Raw genomic sequence first — 13,302 nt, forward strand, 5'->3', positions numbered from 1 at the left:
ACTTTACTTTAACTTCATATTTTAATTAACAAATAGAAAATATCAACATTCATTTCTGGGTTTTTAGTTAAAAAGCCACCAAAAACAGCCTTTTTGATATCAAAAAGGCTGTTTTTGTCTATTTTCAAAAAAACTTTTTTATCCACATTTTTTGTTCTATACTTGAAAAACGAAATGGGAAGTGTGCTCTGATTTCCCAGTCATTCAATATCAATCTTTTATACTGTTTTACCTAATGAATATGGATAGAACTTGTCATTCTGTGTGGGAGAACTGTCTCAAAATTATTAAGGACAACGTACCGGCCCAAAGTTTTAAAACCTGGTTCGAGCCAATAAAGGCTTTGAAATTGGATACTAACGTTCTCACCATACAAGTGCCTAGTGTTTTCTTCTACGAATGGTTAGAAGAACATTACGTTTCATTGTTACGTAAAACAATTAAACACCAGCTTGGTTCTGATGGCCGACTGGAATATAATATCGTGATGGATAAATCGTCGGGATCAAAAAATCCTTATACGGTTAATTATCCGACAAACAATAATGGTGAATTAAAGAACCAACCGGTTCCAATGCCTGTAAATATTAATGAATCGATCAAAAATCCTTTTGTTATCCCAGGCTTAAAGAAATTAAATATTGACCCTCAACTTAACGCAAAATATTCATTCGATAATTTTGTTGAAGGTGAGTGCAATCGATTGGCGCGTTCAGCTGGTTTTGCAGTAGCTCAAAAACCGGGAGGAACTTCTTTTAACCCTTTATTTATATACGGTGGAGCTGGTTTAGGAAAAACACACTTAGCACAGGCTATCGGTTCATCGGTTAAAACGATGTACCCAGATAAACTGGTGCTGTATGTGCAGGCTGAAAAATTTGGTCAACAGTTTGTTGATTCACTGAAGAATAATACAATCAATGATTTTGTTAACTTTTATCAATTGATTGATGTATTGGTTGTCGATGATGTTCAGTTTTTCTCTGGTAAAGAGAAAATGCAAGATATTTTCTTCACCATCTTTAATCACCTACATACAAGTGGTAAGCAAATTATCATGACTTGTGATAAAGCGCCTAAGGATTTAGTTGGGTTAGAAGAACGCTTACTTTCACGATTTAAATGGGGGTTATCAGCAGATTTACAAGTTCCGGATATCGAAACCCGTGTTTCAATTCTTCAAATGAAGATGAAGGCTGACGGTATTCAACTTCCTCAGGATGTAATCGAATACGTGGCTCACAACATTGATAATAATATTCGTGAGTTAGAAGGGGCCTTGATTTCGTTATTGGCACACTCAACATTGAACCGTAAGGAAATAGACCTTCCTTTAGCTAAGCAAATGCTTAAAAACTTTATTAAGCATTCTACCAAAGAAATTTCAATGGAGTATATTCAAAAATTTGTTTGTGAGTATTTTGAAATTCCATTGGAGATGGTGAAATCAAAAACCCGCAAGCGTGAGATTGTGCAGGCTCGTCAGATATCGATGTACCTCGCAAAAAACCACACCAAAGCGTCATTAAAAACAATCGGTCAGTTTTATGGAGGCCGTGATCACTCAACAGTTATTTATGCTTGCCAGACTGTAGAGGATTTGATTGACACAGATAAGAAATTTAAAAACTGGGTGCAAGACATTCAGAAAAAGCTCAAAATGAGCTAATAGCCAAAGATTATTACTTAATGAGTTTTATATGCAAAAGCCGTCCCGATGTTCGAGACGGCTTTGCTTTTAAATGCTCATTATGAAATAGCATAATCATAATAATCGGCTATAAACCAACAAGTCCATTAGAACTTGTTGAGTTCAAAATGATTACTATTTTCTAACAATCACTTTGATGATCAACTTCAATCTAACAGACTTGAAGGGAATCAAGAATAACATTTGAGTTTCTCCTTGGTTACTTGCCTCACCTACACCTCGGTTAAGCTTATGCTAATCCGGAATATTAAATTCCGTGGTGTTTTAGATATCTGATTCACATCAGATTTATAGTATAAATTTAATAAAATATTGATTATTAGTCAATTATTTTTTTGTTTTTTACCAGCTATCTCCGGCTCCACCTCCACCAAAATCTCCACCGCCAAAACCACCGAAGTCTCCTCCTCCGCCGTTAAAATCTCCCCAGTCATTGTCACTGCCTCTGTTTCCGCTATTACCAAGCATCGACATTAACATCCAGAACGGCAAGTCAGAATGACTGCCTCTGCCTGCAATATGCTGATAGCTTCTCCTGCGCAACAAAGAAAAAATAATAACAACACCAATAACCAAGAATATGATCCAGATGCCCGAACCTTTTCCCTGTTTCTTCGATATTACATCATTAGGGCCCACGGTATATTCTCCGGAAGCCAACTTTATTAGCGCATCCGTTCCGTCATCAATTCCTTTGAAGTAATTCCCGGCTTTAAACTCAGGTTTAACAATGGTAGAGGTAATCCGTTTGGCATAAGCATCCGGAATAGCACCCTCTAAACCATAACCAACAGCGATAAATACCTTTCGATCATTCATTGAAACAAGGAATACTACCCCGTTTCTTTTTTCTTTTTGTCCAACACCCCACTTTTGTCCTAACTTAATTGCATAATCAGAAGCTTCATAACCATTCAGAGATGGTATGATAACAACCGCGATTTGATTGGAAGTTGAGTCATTGTAAGCTTTTAGTTTTTGTTCCAGTTGCTCTTTTTGACTACCAGATAATGTATTGGTATAATCGTTCACAAGCCTTGGAGGATTAGGAGCATCCGGAATATCCTGACCTGATACTATTCCTGCAAGTAGAAGAAAGCTAAATAATAATAGAGATTTTAATTTATTCATTGCCGAAATAGATATCATCAGAAAGTTCATTGTTGTCTTTATCTGTTGGCGGGAAAAACTTTGCCAAAGCTTCACCTGCTTTGTTAATACCTTCAATAAGGCCTTGTGTAAGATGCCCTGATTTAAAATGCTGTAGCATGATATTTTTTGTTTCATGCCAAAAGCCATCTCCAACACGTGCATTAATTCCTGCATCGCCAATGATGGCAAACTTATGGTCTTCTGTTGCAATGTAGATCAGGACACCGTTTCGCTGACTGGTTTTGTGCATTTCAAGATGCTTAAAGTAGTAAGCTGCACGATCCAATACTTCTCCGGCACAATATTTTTCAGCACAAACGCGAATCTCTCCCGAAGTGATCGATTCAGCCCGTTTGATAGCTTCTTTTATAAGTTTTCGGTTATCTTCTTCTAGTAGAGGCATGTGAAAGGAATTTGGGAAATAAAAATTTGAGGATTTGCATAAGACAAATCCTCAAATTATAAATTAACTTAAAACTGTACAGTTGGTGCTTTTTCGCTGCCTGGAGTTGCTTGGAAGTAAGATTTTTCAGTAAACCCGAATATTCCGGCGAAAATGATGCTTGGAAAACTTTTTATTTGTTTATTATAGTTTCCTGTTACTTCATTGAACTTATTACGTTCAACGGCAATTCGGTTTTCGGTTCCTTCAAGCTGTGCCTGTAATTCCAAAAAGTTTTGATTGGCTTTCAGGTCCGGATATTTCTCTACTACAACCATCAAACGGCTTAAAGCAGAACTTAATCCATCCTGTGCCTGTTGAAACTTCTGAAATGTTTCAGGCGTCAACTTACTTGCATCAACATTTACAGCAGTTGCTTTTGAACGAGCTTCAATAACTTGGGTTAAAGTTTCTTTTTCAAAATTTGCATAACCCTTAACAGTGTTAACCAAGTTTGGAATCAGATCTGATCGACGTTGATAAACGTTTTCTACCTGTCCCCATTGTTGTTTAACATCTTGGTCAAGTGTAACCATTTTATTGTAACCGTTACATCCGCCCACTACAAAAATGATCACTAAAATGGCGATAACGCCTAAGACGATTTTTTTCATAAGAAATAGTAAAATTTTCCAATCAAATCTACAAAATTTATGCAAGGACGGTAATGCTGCTTAATTCTTTTAATTTTGTCCTGATTTCAGAATAACTATCTGACAAAACAATGATAAAAGAATTAGAACTGACAATTCTGCCGGATTTTATTGAGAACAATGAAAAGATCCGAACGCAGATCGCTGATGAATTAAGAATTTCTTCTAAAAGAATTTCGGGATTTGTAATCGAAAAACGATCGATTGATGCCCGATCGAAAATAACTGTATACCGTGTTAAGCTACATTGTTATATAGATGAGCCCACTCCTGCTCCTTTAGTTTACAACCACAATTATAAAAATATACAGGATGCTAAACCAGTAATTATTGTAGGAGCTGGTCCGGCAGGACTATTTGCTGCCCTTCGTTTAATTGAGTTGGGTTTAAAGCCAATTGTAATCGAACGTGGTAAAGATGTAAAAGCTCGTCGAAGGGATTTAGCAGCAATTAATAAAGAAGGGATAATTAATGCAGAAAGTAATTATTGTTTTGGAGAGGGTGGTGCCGGAACCTATTCTGATGGTAAGTTATATACACGTTCCACAAAAAGAGGAGATGTAAATAAAGTATTGGAGACTTTCGTGTCTCATGGAGCCTCTGATGATATCTTGGTAGATGCCCGTCCGCATATTGGTACGAATAAACTGCCTCATATTATTACCGCAATGCGCGAAAGTATATTAAATGCAGGAGGTGAAATACATTTTGATACTAAATTACTTGATATAGATATTGAATTTAATAAGGTATCTGGCATAACGACTAACAAAGGGAATTTCAAGGGTGATAATATCATATTGGCAACAGGGCATTCTGCTCGTGATATTTTTTACCTGCTTCATGAAAAGAACATCTTAATAGAAGCCAAACCTTTTGCATTAGGCGTTCGGATTGAGCATCCACAATCATTAATTGATAAAGCCCAATATCGATGTGACATTAGGCACGAAAATCTACCACCTGCTTATTATAGTTTGGTAGAACAGGTGAATGGCAGAGGTGCTTTCTCATTTTGTATGTGTCCAGGTGGAATTATAGCGCCATGTGCCACCGATCAAAATGAAATAGTTGTTAATGGTTGGTCTCCATCTAAACGTAATAATCCATATGCAAACTCTGGTACTGTGGTGCAAGTAAATCTAAGTGACATTAACAATGTCGAAAACGATCCTTTGGCCGCGTTACGTTTTCAGCAGGAAATAGAACAAAAAGCTTTTGGTGCAGGAGGAGGTTTCTTAAAAGCGCCTGCTCAACGTATGGTTGATTTTGTTAATAAAAAAATCTCTAAGGATTTACCTGAATGTTCCTATCTTCCAGGAATTGTAAGTTCAGATCTTTATAGTGTATTACCTGATTTTGTAGCTCAAAGTCTGAAAAATGCTTTACCGCTCTTTGATAAGAAAATGCGTGGCTATTTTACGAATGAAGCAGTGTTGGTAGGTGTCGAATCTCGCACGTCCTCACCCGTTCGTATACCCAGAGATAAGATCTCATTGGAGCATCCGCAAATAAAAGGTTTATATCCTTGTGCCGAAGGTGCTGGCTATGCTGGAGGTATAGTTTCTGCGGCGATAGACGGTATAAAATGTGCCGAAGCGATTGCAAGTCAATAGATTGGTGTGAAGAAGAAAACATCTTTAGCAGTAATTCGTTATCTTTAAAAATGATAGCTATGGAAAAACAAGTTAAATTGATAATTGCTTTACGCCAGGCTGCAGAAGAAATTAAATCCAACACTAAATATGAGTGGGGGCACATGGGAAGCTGCAACTGCGGGTTCCTGGCTCAAAAGCTTACAGGACTTAGCAGGGCTGAAATTCATAAAAATGCTATGGATAAGGTTGGCGACTGGACTGAACAATTGAATGACTATTGCCCGAATTCCGGTTATCCAATGGATAATTTGATTTTTGATTTATTGCAATATGGTCTTTCTATTGAAGAGTTGGCCTCACTAGAGCGTTTATCTGACCAACACGTAGTTGCAAGGGTTGACAAAAAGCATAAGCCATTGCGTTTTAATGTAGCTAGTGATGTATTTATATATATGAATGCTTGGGCTACACTGTTAGAAGAGGAATTCACAAAATCAGTAACGATCAACAGCCTCAAATCAATTTCGGAAATTAATACTCAACCACTAGCCTACATTGCTAAATAAATGTTTAGAAAGCAGACATTAATTGAAGAGTTAAATGCAGCTATAAGTGGAGATCCCTGGCACGGGTCTTCTCTTTACGATTTATTAAATAATATTACCTGGCAATCTGCAATTGCCCATCCCATTAAAAATGCTCATTCGATTGCTGAATTGGTTTTGCATATCATTGCATGGACAGAAGAGGTGACAAGTCGATTAAATGGTACTCCTCCCGGAATGCCACAAAGAGGAGACTGGCCCGACCCAGATGTTCAGGATGAAACAAATTGGCAGTTTATAATGGAACAATTGTTTAATGCGAATGAGGCTCTTGTTCAAAAACTGGAAACTATTCCTGAATCTTTTTTGTTAAATACGATAGGTTCCGATAGAGATGCTCCATTGGGAACAGGTATAACTTATGAAGCGATGCTTCATGGATTAGCCCAACACCATGCTTATCATGGCGGGCAGATTGCTCTTCTTTCAAAATTCTTTTAATAATATATGTCCTCAAAAAAAACGTTAGTTATAGGAGCTTCTCCTAATCCCGAAAGATATTCGTTTAAAGCAATTACTAGATTGGTACAGCACAATCATCCAGTTGTGGCAGTAGGCTTACGTGAAGGTGTTGTTGCTGGAATAAGTATTGAACCTCTCGGCGAAGTGTATTCAGATATTGATACAATCAGTTTATATGTAGGTCCTGCTCATCAATCCGTATATTATGACTATATATTAAGCACTCACCCCAGACGCTTAATATTTAACCCAGGAACAGAAAACCCGGAATTACAACATTTATTAGAGCAAGCCGGTATCGAATACGAAGAAGCCTGCACCTTGGTATTACTTTCTATAGGGCAATTCTAAGTATTAATAGAACATCATGCTCCTTTCAGCACTAATTCGCCTCATTCGCGGCCCTTCACCTCAAGGATCAGGGCTGTGGAATCGGTGGGATTAAACTTTTTAGTACAGTTTATCAGGCAGTTAGTAAAAGGTGGTAAAAATAGTTTAGAAATAGTTTGGCGGGCGGATGAATTTTTCTACTTTTGCACTCCCGAAACGGATGGTACGGGGCAAGGTTGAAAGGGTGTAAGGGGCGGAAGTTTCGCAAGAAACGGAGCCTGGACAAAGGGAAAGAGAGGGAGGAAAAAAAGTTAAAAAACTTTTTGGAGAAGTGAAAAAGAGTGTTACCTTTGCAGCCCGCTAGAGAGGGAGAGAAAACATTGAAAAGAGGGTAAAGGAGCTTGAAAAGGCAAAAAAAATAAAAAAAATATTTTTTTGAAAATTAAAAAAGATGTTTACCTTTGCAACCCCAAACAGACGGAAGGTCGGTTTGAAAACTGAAAAAAAGAAAGCGGGATAAAAGGAAAAGGTCGCAAGACTGGACAGGTTCGACTCCTGGGATATCCACGAAAGTTAACCAAAAGTGTTAACAACAAGTTCTTTGAAGAGATGAGAAATAGCGCAGCGCGAGCAGGTAGCAATACCTGGTCAAGCTAAGAATAACTGTCAATCCAAGAGACAATCCCGAAATTAAAAATCGGGACCTTTTCCGTAGCGATACGGAAATAGGAACAAACTTAAAGTATACAACGGAGAGTTTGATCCTGGCTCAGGATGAACGCTAGCGGCAGGCCTAATACATGCAAGTCGAACGAGATTAGAGACTTCGGTTTCTATGAAAGTGGCGCACGGGTGCGTAACACGTATGCAACCTACCTTCAATTGGGGGATAGCCTTCCGAAAGGGAGATTAATACCGCATAAGATATCAGAATGGCATCATTTAGATATTAAAACTTTGGTGATTGAAGATGGGCATGCGTTGCATTAGCTAGTTGGTAAGGTAACGGCTTACCAAGGCTACGATGCATAGGGGATCTGAGAGGATGGTCCCCCACACTGGTACTGAGATACGGACCAGACTCCTACGGGAGGCAGCAGTAAGGAATATTGGTCAATGGACGGAAGTCTGAACCAGCCATGCCGCGTGCAGGAAGACGGCCCTATGGGTTGTAAACTGCTTTTGTCGGGGAATAAACCTAGATACGTGTATTTAGTTGAAGGTACCCGAAGAATAAGGATCGGCTAACTCCGTGCCAGCAGCCGCGGTAATACGGAGGATCCAAGCGTTATCCGGATTTATTGGGTTTAAAGGGTGCGTAGGCGGTAAATTAAGTCAGAGGTGAAAGCCTGCAGCTCAACTGTAGAACTGCCTTTGATACTGGTTTACTTGAGTACAGATGAAGTGGGCGGAATGTGACAAGTAGCGGTGAAATGCATAGATATGTCACAGAACACCGATTGCGAAGGCAGCTCACTAAAGTGTAACTGACGCTGAGGCACGAAAGCGTGGGGATCAAACAGGATTAGATACCCTGGTAGTCCACGCCCTAAACGATGATTACTCGCTGTCGGCGATATACAGTCGGCGGCTAAGCGAAAGCGTTAAGTAATCCACCTGGGGAGTACGGTCGCAAGATTGAAACTCAAAGGAATTGACGGGGGCCCGCACAAGCGGAGGAGCATGTGGTTTAATTCGATGATACGCGAGGAACCTTACCCGGGCTTGAAAGTTAGTGAATGATTTAGAAATAGATCAGTCAGCAATGACACGAAACTAGGTGCTGCATGGCTGTCGTCAGCTCGTGCCGTGAGGTGTTGGGTTAAGTCCCGCAACGAGCGCAACCCCTATGATTAGTTGCCAGCATTAAGATGGGGACTCTAATCAGACTGCCTACGCAAGTAGAGAGGAAGGCGGGGACGACGTCAAGTCATCATGGCCCTTACGTCCGGGGCTACACACGTGCTACAATGGATGGTACAGAGGGCTGCGACCTAGTAATAGGAAGCCAATCTCAAAAAGCCATTCACAGTTCGGATTGAGGTCTGCAACTCGACCTCATGAAGTTGGATTCGCTAGTAATCGCGTATCAGCAATGACGCGGTGAATACGTTCCCGGGCCTTGTACACACCGCCCGTCAAGCCATGAAAGCCGGGGGTGCCTAAAGACTGTAGCCGCAAGGAGCGGTTTAGGGCAAAACTGGTAATTAGGGCTAAGTCGTAACAAGGTAGCCGTACCGGAAGGTGCGGCTGGAATACCTCCTTTCTAGAGAAGGATAGCAGTTAAAAAAATAGCTGCTGCGCTATGAAAATCTCATTTCAAAAATAATCACAAGAGAAAAACCCAAGTACCGGTAGGAAGGGTAGATTGATCAGCAAAGCCTACTGCCTACAGGAACAAGAAAGAGTCCCGTAGCTCAGTTTGGTTAGAGCACTACACTGATAATGTAGGGGTCAGCAGTTCAAGTCTGCTCGGGACTACAAAACGATCTTGGGGAATTAGCTCAGCTGGCTAGAGCACCTGCCTTGCACGCAGGGGGTCAACGGTTCGAATCCGTTATTCTCCACCAAGACCGTCATTCAAAGGAATGACAAACGGTCAAGAAGTTCTTTGACATATTGAAAGAAGTTACCTGTAAGAAGGTAAACGAGCAACAGATAGAATTAATTCTATAATGTAAGCATAAGACGCAAGTCTTAGTAAAGAAAGTTACTAAGGGCGCACGGGGGATGCCTTGGCTCTCAGAGGCGAAGAAGGACGTGATAAGCTGCGATAAGCATCGGGGATTGGCAAATACGAATTGATCCGGTGATTTCCGAATGGGGAAACCTGATTATCTGAAGGATAATCGTAAAAAACGCAAACGCGCTGAACTGAAACATCTAAGTAGGCGTAGGAAGAGAAAACAATAGTGATTTCGTAAGTAGTGGCGAGCGAACGCGAAAGAGCCCAAACCAGTAATGTTACGGCATTACTGGGGTTGTAGGACAGTGCTGTGGACTATAAGATTGAACTGGAATGCTTTGGGAAGAGCAACCATAGGACGTGACAGTCGTGTACAGGCAAGATCTTATTACCTAACTGTATCCTGAGTACCGCGAGGTCGGAGACGCCTTGTGGGAATCTGCCAGCACCATCTGGTAAGGCTAAATACTACTGAGAGACCGATAGTGAACAAGTACTGTGAAGGAAAGGTGAAAAGAACCCCGAACAGGGGAGTGCAATAGAACCTGAAACCGTGCGCTTACAAGCGGTCGGAGCATCGAAAGGTGTGACGGCGTGCCTTTTGCATAATGAGCCTACGAGTTACTTCTCACTGGCAAGGTTAAGTTATTAAGTAACGGAGCCGAAGCGAAAGCGAGTCTGAATAGGGCGCATAGTCAGTGGGAGTAGACGCGAAACCTTGTGATCTACCCTTGAGCAGGATGAAGTTGCAGTAACATGTAATGGAGGTCCGAACCGGTTTACGTTGAAAAGTATTCGGATGACTTGAGGGTAGGGGTGAAAGGCTAATCAAACTGGGAAATAGCTCGTACTCTCCGAAATGTTTTTAGGAACAGCCTGGCGGTTGAGTGTGCTAGAGGTAGAGCTACTAATTGGATGCGGGGGAGTCAAATCCTACCAAATCCAGATAAACTCCGAATGCTAGACACATATACGCTGGAGTGAGGCTTTGGGTGCTAAGGTCCAAGGCCGAGAGGGAAAGAACCCAGACCATCAGCTAAGGTCCCCAAATTTACACTAAGTTGAACTAACGGGGTCCGATTGCACAGACAGCTAGGATGTTGGCTTGGAAGCAGCCATTCATTTAAAGAGTGCGTAACAGCTCACTAGTCGAGCGATCGGGCATGGATAATAATCGGGCATCAAGTGTAATACCGAAGCTATGGATAATACTCTGTATTATGGTAGGAGAGCATTCTAACAACGGCGAAGGTGTACCGTAAGGTATGCTGGAGTGGTTAGAAAAGCAAATGTAGGCATAAGTAACGATAAAGCAGGCGAGAAACCTGCTCACCGAAAGACTAAGGTTTCCTGATCAACGCTAATCGGATCAGGGTTAGTCGGGGCCTAAGGTGTAGCCGAAAGGCGAAGCCGATGGACAATTGGTTAATATTCCAATACTATCTTGTATTGTGACGGGGAGACGCAGTGGTGAAAGATCCGCGAACTGACGGAATAGTTCGTTAAAGGGCGTAACTATAGGGCTGGTAGGCAAATCCGCCGGCTTTGGTGAAACCTGAAAGTACCGCAAGCCTACGGGTGCGTGGATAGTGATCCTAAAGGCTGCCGAGAAAATCCTCTAAACTTCAGATACAAGATACCCGTACCGTAAACCGACACAGGTAGTCGAGGAGAGAATCCTAAGGTGCTCGAGTGAATCATGGCTAAGGAACTCGGCAAAATGGCCCTGTAACTTCGGGAGAAGGGGCGCCCCTTAACGGGGGCCGCAGTGAAAAGGCCCAGGCGACTGTTTAACAAAAACACATGGCTTTGCAAAATCGCAAGATGAAGTATAAGGCCTGACACCTGCCCGGTGCTGGAAGGTTAAGAGGGGATGTTAGTCGCAAGGCGAAGCATTGAATCGAAGCCCCAGTAAACGGCGGCCGTAACTATAACGGTCCTAAGGTAGCGAAATTCCTTGTCGGGTAAGTTCCGACCTGCACGAATGGTGTAACGATCTGGGCGCTGTCTCAGCCATGAGCTCGGTGAAATTGTGGTATCGGTGAAGACGCCGGTTACCCGCAACGGGACGGAAAGACCCCATGCACCTTCACTACAACTTAACATTGATATCGGATACAGGATGTGTAGGATAGGTGGGAGACTGTGAGCCGGATTCGCTAGGATTCGGGGAGTCAACGTTGAAATACCACCCTTTCTGTATTTGGTGTCTAACCCTGCTGAAGCGGGGGACATTGTTTGGTGGGTAGTTTGACTGGGGTGGTCGCCTCCAAAAGAGTAACGGAGGCTTTCAAAGGTATGCTCAGTACGCTTGGTAACCGTACGTGGAGTGCAATAGCAAAAGCATGCTTGACTGTGAGGCCCACAAGCCGATCAGGTACGAAAGTAGGATATAGTGATCCGGTGGTTCTGCATGGAAGGGCCATCGCTCAAAGGATAAAAGGTACGCTGGGGATAACAGGCTGATCTCCCCCAAGAGCTCATATCGACGGGGAGGTTTGGCACCTCGATGTCGGCTCGTCACATCCTGGGGCTGGAGAAGGTCCCAAGGGTTCGGCTGTTCGCCGATTAAAGTGGCACGCGAGCTGGGTTCAGAACGTCGCGAGACAGTTCGGTCCCTATCTGTTGTGGGCGTAGGATATTTGAGTGGACCTGACCTTAGTACGAGAGGACCGGGTTGGACGAACCGCTAGTGAATCAGTTATGACGCCAGTTGTACAGCTGAGTAGCTACGTTCGGTCGAGATAAGCGCTGAAAGCATCTAAGTGCGAAACTCACCACAAGATGAGATATCCATACAGGATCGTGGAAGATGACCACGTTGATAGGCTACAGATGTAAAGGTGGTAACATCAAAGTCGAGTAGTACTAATCATCCGAAACTTTCTGCAAAGAAAGCCTCGTTTACTTTCTGCGGTAGTAACTTCTTTCAAAAATATGTCTAAAAGAGATTCAAAAGATATTCAGGTGCCTATATCGGCGGTGTCCACCTCTTCCCATTCCGAACAGAGAAGTTAAGCCCGCCAGAGCCGATGGTACTGCCGTAACAGGTGGGAGAGTAGGTCGGTGCCGATTTTTATACAAGCCCGTTGGTGAATAACCAATGGGCTTTGTTTGTTTACAGCCCAACCAATTGGTAGTAAACTACACGGTGGATCGGTTCCCTTTGGGTAGTTATTGGTTTTGTACCTAAAGGCACAACAAAGCTGAATAAATGACTATACCTACCGAGCTGTTGCACCTGATGGCGCAATGCCTGAATGGCTTTGTATTTCCCATTGCGAAACGATGTCATGCCATTAAGTACAAGGTAGTAACCTGTTCGGAAATGAACTGTCCAGCCATTCGCATTTAGTCAACAGATCCTTCGTGCCTCAGGATGACACACCGTTGGGCCCATTGTGCTAATTAAAATTTATGTAGAAGATTGCTCCAGCGGAGCAAACATCGGTAGCCATGACACATCCCAAAAACAATTGTGCTGTTAGGTACAAAACAGTAGCCGGTTCGGTAATGAACTGTCCAGCCATACGCATTTAGTCAACGGATCCTGTGTGCCTCAGGATGACACACGGTTGATCGATTGTGCTAGTTAAGTAGTTCCTTAGTTGATACTTTAACGTAAGGAAAGTTCCAGCGGAGCAAAACATCGGCAGCAATGAC

At 42.2% G+C, this 13,302-nt stretch carries 9 protein-coding genes, 2 tRNA genes and 3 rRNA genes; 10 read left to right on the forward strand and 4 right to left on the reverse strand.

Annotation, left to right across the window (positions count from 1 at the left end; translation table 11 throughout):
- The first annotated feature begins 241 nt into the window (after positions 1-241).
- Positions 242-1,669 carry a chromosomal replication initiator protein DnaA gene (dnaA, locus tag SOLCA_RS00005; protein ID WP_014678399.1) on the forward strand — a complete coding sequence of 476 codons (1,428 nt, stop codon included), beginning with the start codon at positions 242-244 and terminating at the stop codon, positions 1,667-1,669.
- A gap of 384 nt (positions 1,670-2,053) precedes the next feature.
- Here dnaA and SOLCA_RS00010 read toward each other — a convergent pair whose 3' ends face one another.
- From SOLCA_RS00010 to SOLCA_RS00020, 3 genes are all read right to left on the reverse strand, one after another.
- Positions 2,054-2,842, reverse strand: coding sequence for a TPM domain-containing protein (locus tag SOLCA_RS00010; protein ID WP_052308693.1), 789 nt, complete (start codon positions 2,840-2,842; stop codon positions 2,054-2,056).
- Complete coding sequence (locus tag SOLCA_RS00015) at positions 2,835-3,266, reverse strand: TPM domain-containing protein (RefSeq protein WP_014678401.1); 432 nt, start codon at positions 3,264-3,266, stop codon at positions 2,835-2,837. The genes SOLCA_RS00010 and SOLCA_RS00015 overlap by 8 nt, the downstream gene beginning before the upstream one ends.
- 68 nt (positions 3,267-3,334) lie before the next feature.
- Positions 3,335-3,919: a LemA family protein gene (locus tag SOLCA_RS00020; RefSeq protein ID WP_014678402.1), complete on the reverse strand. Its 585-nt coding sequence runs from the start codon at positions 3,917-3,919 to the stop codon at positions 3,335-3,337.
- A gap of 110 nt (positions 3,920-4,029) precedes the next feature.
- On the opposite strand from SOLCA_RS00020, the gene SOLCA_RS00025 reads away from it, so the two are divergent.
- The 9 genes from SOLCA_RS00025 (at position 4,030) to rrf (ending at position 12,714) form a co-directional block, all read left to right on the forward strand.
- Positions 4,030-5,574: an NAD(P)/FAD-dependent oxidoreductase gene (locus SOLCA_RS00025; protein ID WP_014678403.1), complete on the forward strand. Its 1,545-nt coding sequence runs from the start codon at positions 4,030-4,032 to the stop codon at positions 5,572-5,574.
- Positions 5,575-5,633: 59 nt separating this feature from the next.
- Entirely contained in the window at positions 5,634-6,122 is a 489-nt protein-coding gene (locus SOLCA_RS00030; RefSeq protein WP_014678404.1) for a hypothetical protein, read from the forward strand.
- Complete coding sequence (locus SOLCA_RS00035) at positions 6,123-6,602, forward strand: DinB family protein (RefSeq protein WP_014678405.1); 480 nt, start codon at positions 6,123-6,125, stop codon at positions 6,600-6,602.
- 6 nt (positions 6,603-6,608) lie between these two features.
- On the forward strand, positions 6,609-6,974 hold the full coding sequence (locus SOLCA_RS00040) for a CoA-binding protein (RefSeq protein WP_014678406.1): 366 nt from the start codon (positions 6,609-6,611) through the stop codon (positions 6,972-6,974).
- Positions 6,975-7,699: 725 nt separating this feature from the next.
- Positions 7,700-9,219, forward strand: a 16S ribosomal RNA gene (locus SOLCA_RS00045).
- Between the two features lie 140 nt (positions 9,220-9,359).
- A tRNA-Ile gene (locus tag SOLCA_RS00050) sits at positions 9,360-9,434 on the forward strand.
- A gap of 12 nt (positions 9,435-9,446) precedes the next feature.
- Positions 9,447-9,523, forward strand: a tRNA-Ala gene (locus tag SOLCA_RS00055).
- 133 nt (positions 9,524-9,656) lie between these two features.
- Positions 9,657-12,530 (forward strand): 23S ribosomal RNA (locus tag SOLCA_RS00060).
- A 72-nt stretch (positions 12,531-12,602) separates the two neighbouring features.
- Positions 12,603-12,714: ribosomal RNA gene (gene rrf / locus SOLCA_RS00065) — 5S ribosomal RNA — on the forward strand.
- Together the 16S, 23S and 5S rRNA genes with 2 tRNA genes alongside form the textbook arrangement of a ribosomal RNA operon.
- 43 nt (positions 12,715-12,757) lie before the next feature.
- Here the strand turns inward: rrf and SOLCA_RS22980 are convergent.
- Entirely contained in the window at positions 12,758-12,934 is a 177-nt protein-coding gene (locus tag SOLCA_RS22980; protein ID WP_157604473.1) for a hypothetical protein, read from the reverse strand.
- Positions 12,935-13,302: the final 368 nt, after the last annotated feature.

The sequence above is a fragment of the Solitalea canadensis DSM 3403 genome, assembly GCF_000242635.2.
In the GTDB taxonomy this organism is placed as follows: domain Bacteria; phylum Bacteroidota; class Bacteroidia; order Sphingobacteriales; family Sphingobacteriaceae; genus Solitalea; species Solitalea canadensis.

What these genes read in the sequence shown, in the direction of transcription:
- dnaA (WP_014678399.1), top strand. Translation starts at nt 242, where the DNA reads ATGGATAGAACTTGTCATTCTGTGTGGGAGAACTGTCTCAAAATTATT.
- SOLCA_RS00010 (WP_052308693.1), bottom strand. Translation starts at nt 2,842, where the DNA reads ATGAATAAATTAAAATCTCTATTATTATTTAGCTTTCTTCTACTTGCA.
- SOLCA_RS00015 (WP_014678401.1), bottom strand. Translation starts at nt 3,266, where the DNA reads ATGCCTCTACTAGAAGAAGATAACCGAAAACTTATAAAAGAAGCTATC.
- SOLCA_RS00020 (WP_014678402.1), bottom strand. Translation starts at nt 3,919, where the DNA reads ATGAAAAAAATCGTCTTAGGCGTTATCGCCATTTTAGTGATCATTTTT.
- SOLCA_RS00025 (WP_014678403.1), top strand. Translation starts at nt 4,030, where the DNA reads ATGATAAAAGAATTAGAACTGACAATTCTGCCGGATTTTATTGAGAAC.
- SOLCA_RS00030 (WP_014678404.1), top strand. Translation starts at nt 5,634, where the DNA reads ATGGAAAAACAAGTTAAATTGATAATTGCTTTACGCCAGGCTGCAGAA.
- SOLCA_RS00035 (WP_014678405.1), top strand. Translation starts at nt 6,123, where the DNA reads ATGTTTAGAAAGCAGACATTAATTGAAGAGTTAAATGCAGCTATAAGT.
- SOLCA_RS00040 (WP_014678406.1), top strand. Translation starts at nt 6,609, where the DNA reads ATGTCCTCAAAAAAAACGTTAGTTATAGGAGCTTCTCCTAATCCCGAA.
- SOLCA_RS22980 (WP_157604473.1), bottom strand. Translation starts at nt 12,934, where the DNA reads ATGACATCGTTTCGCAATGGGAAATACAAAGCCATTCAGGCATTGCGC.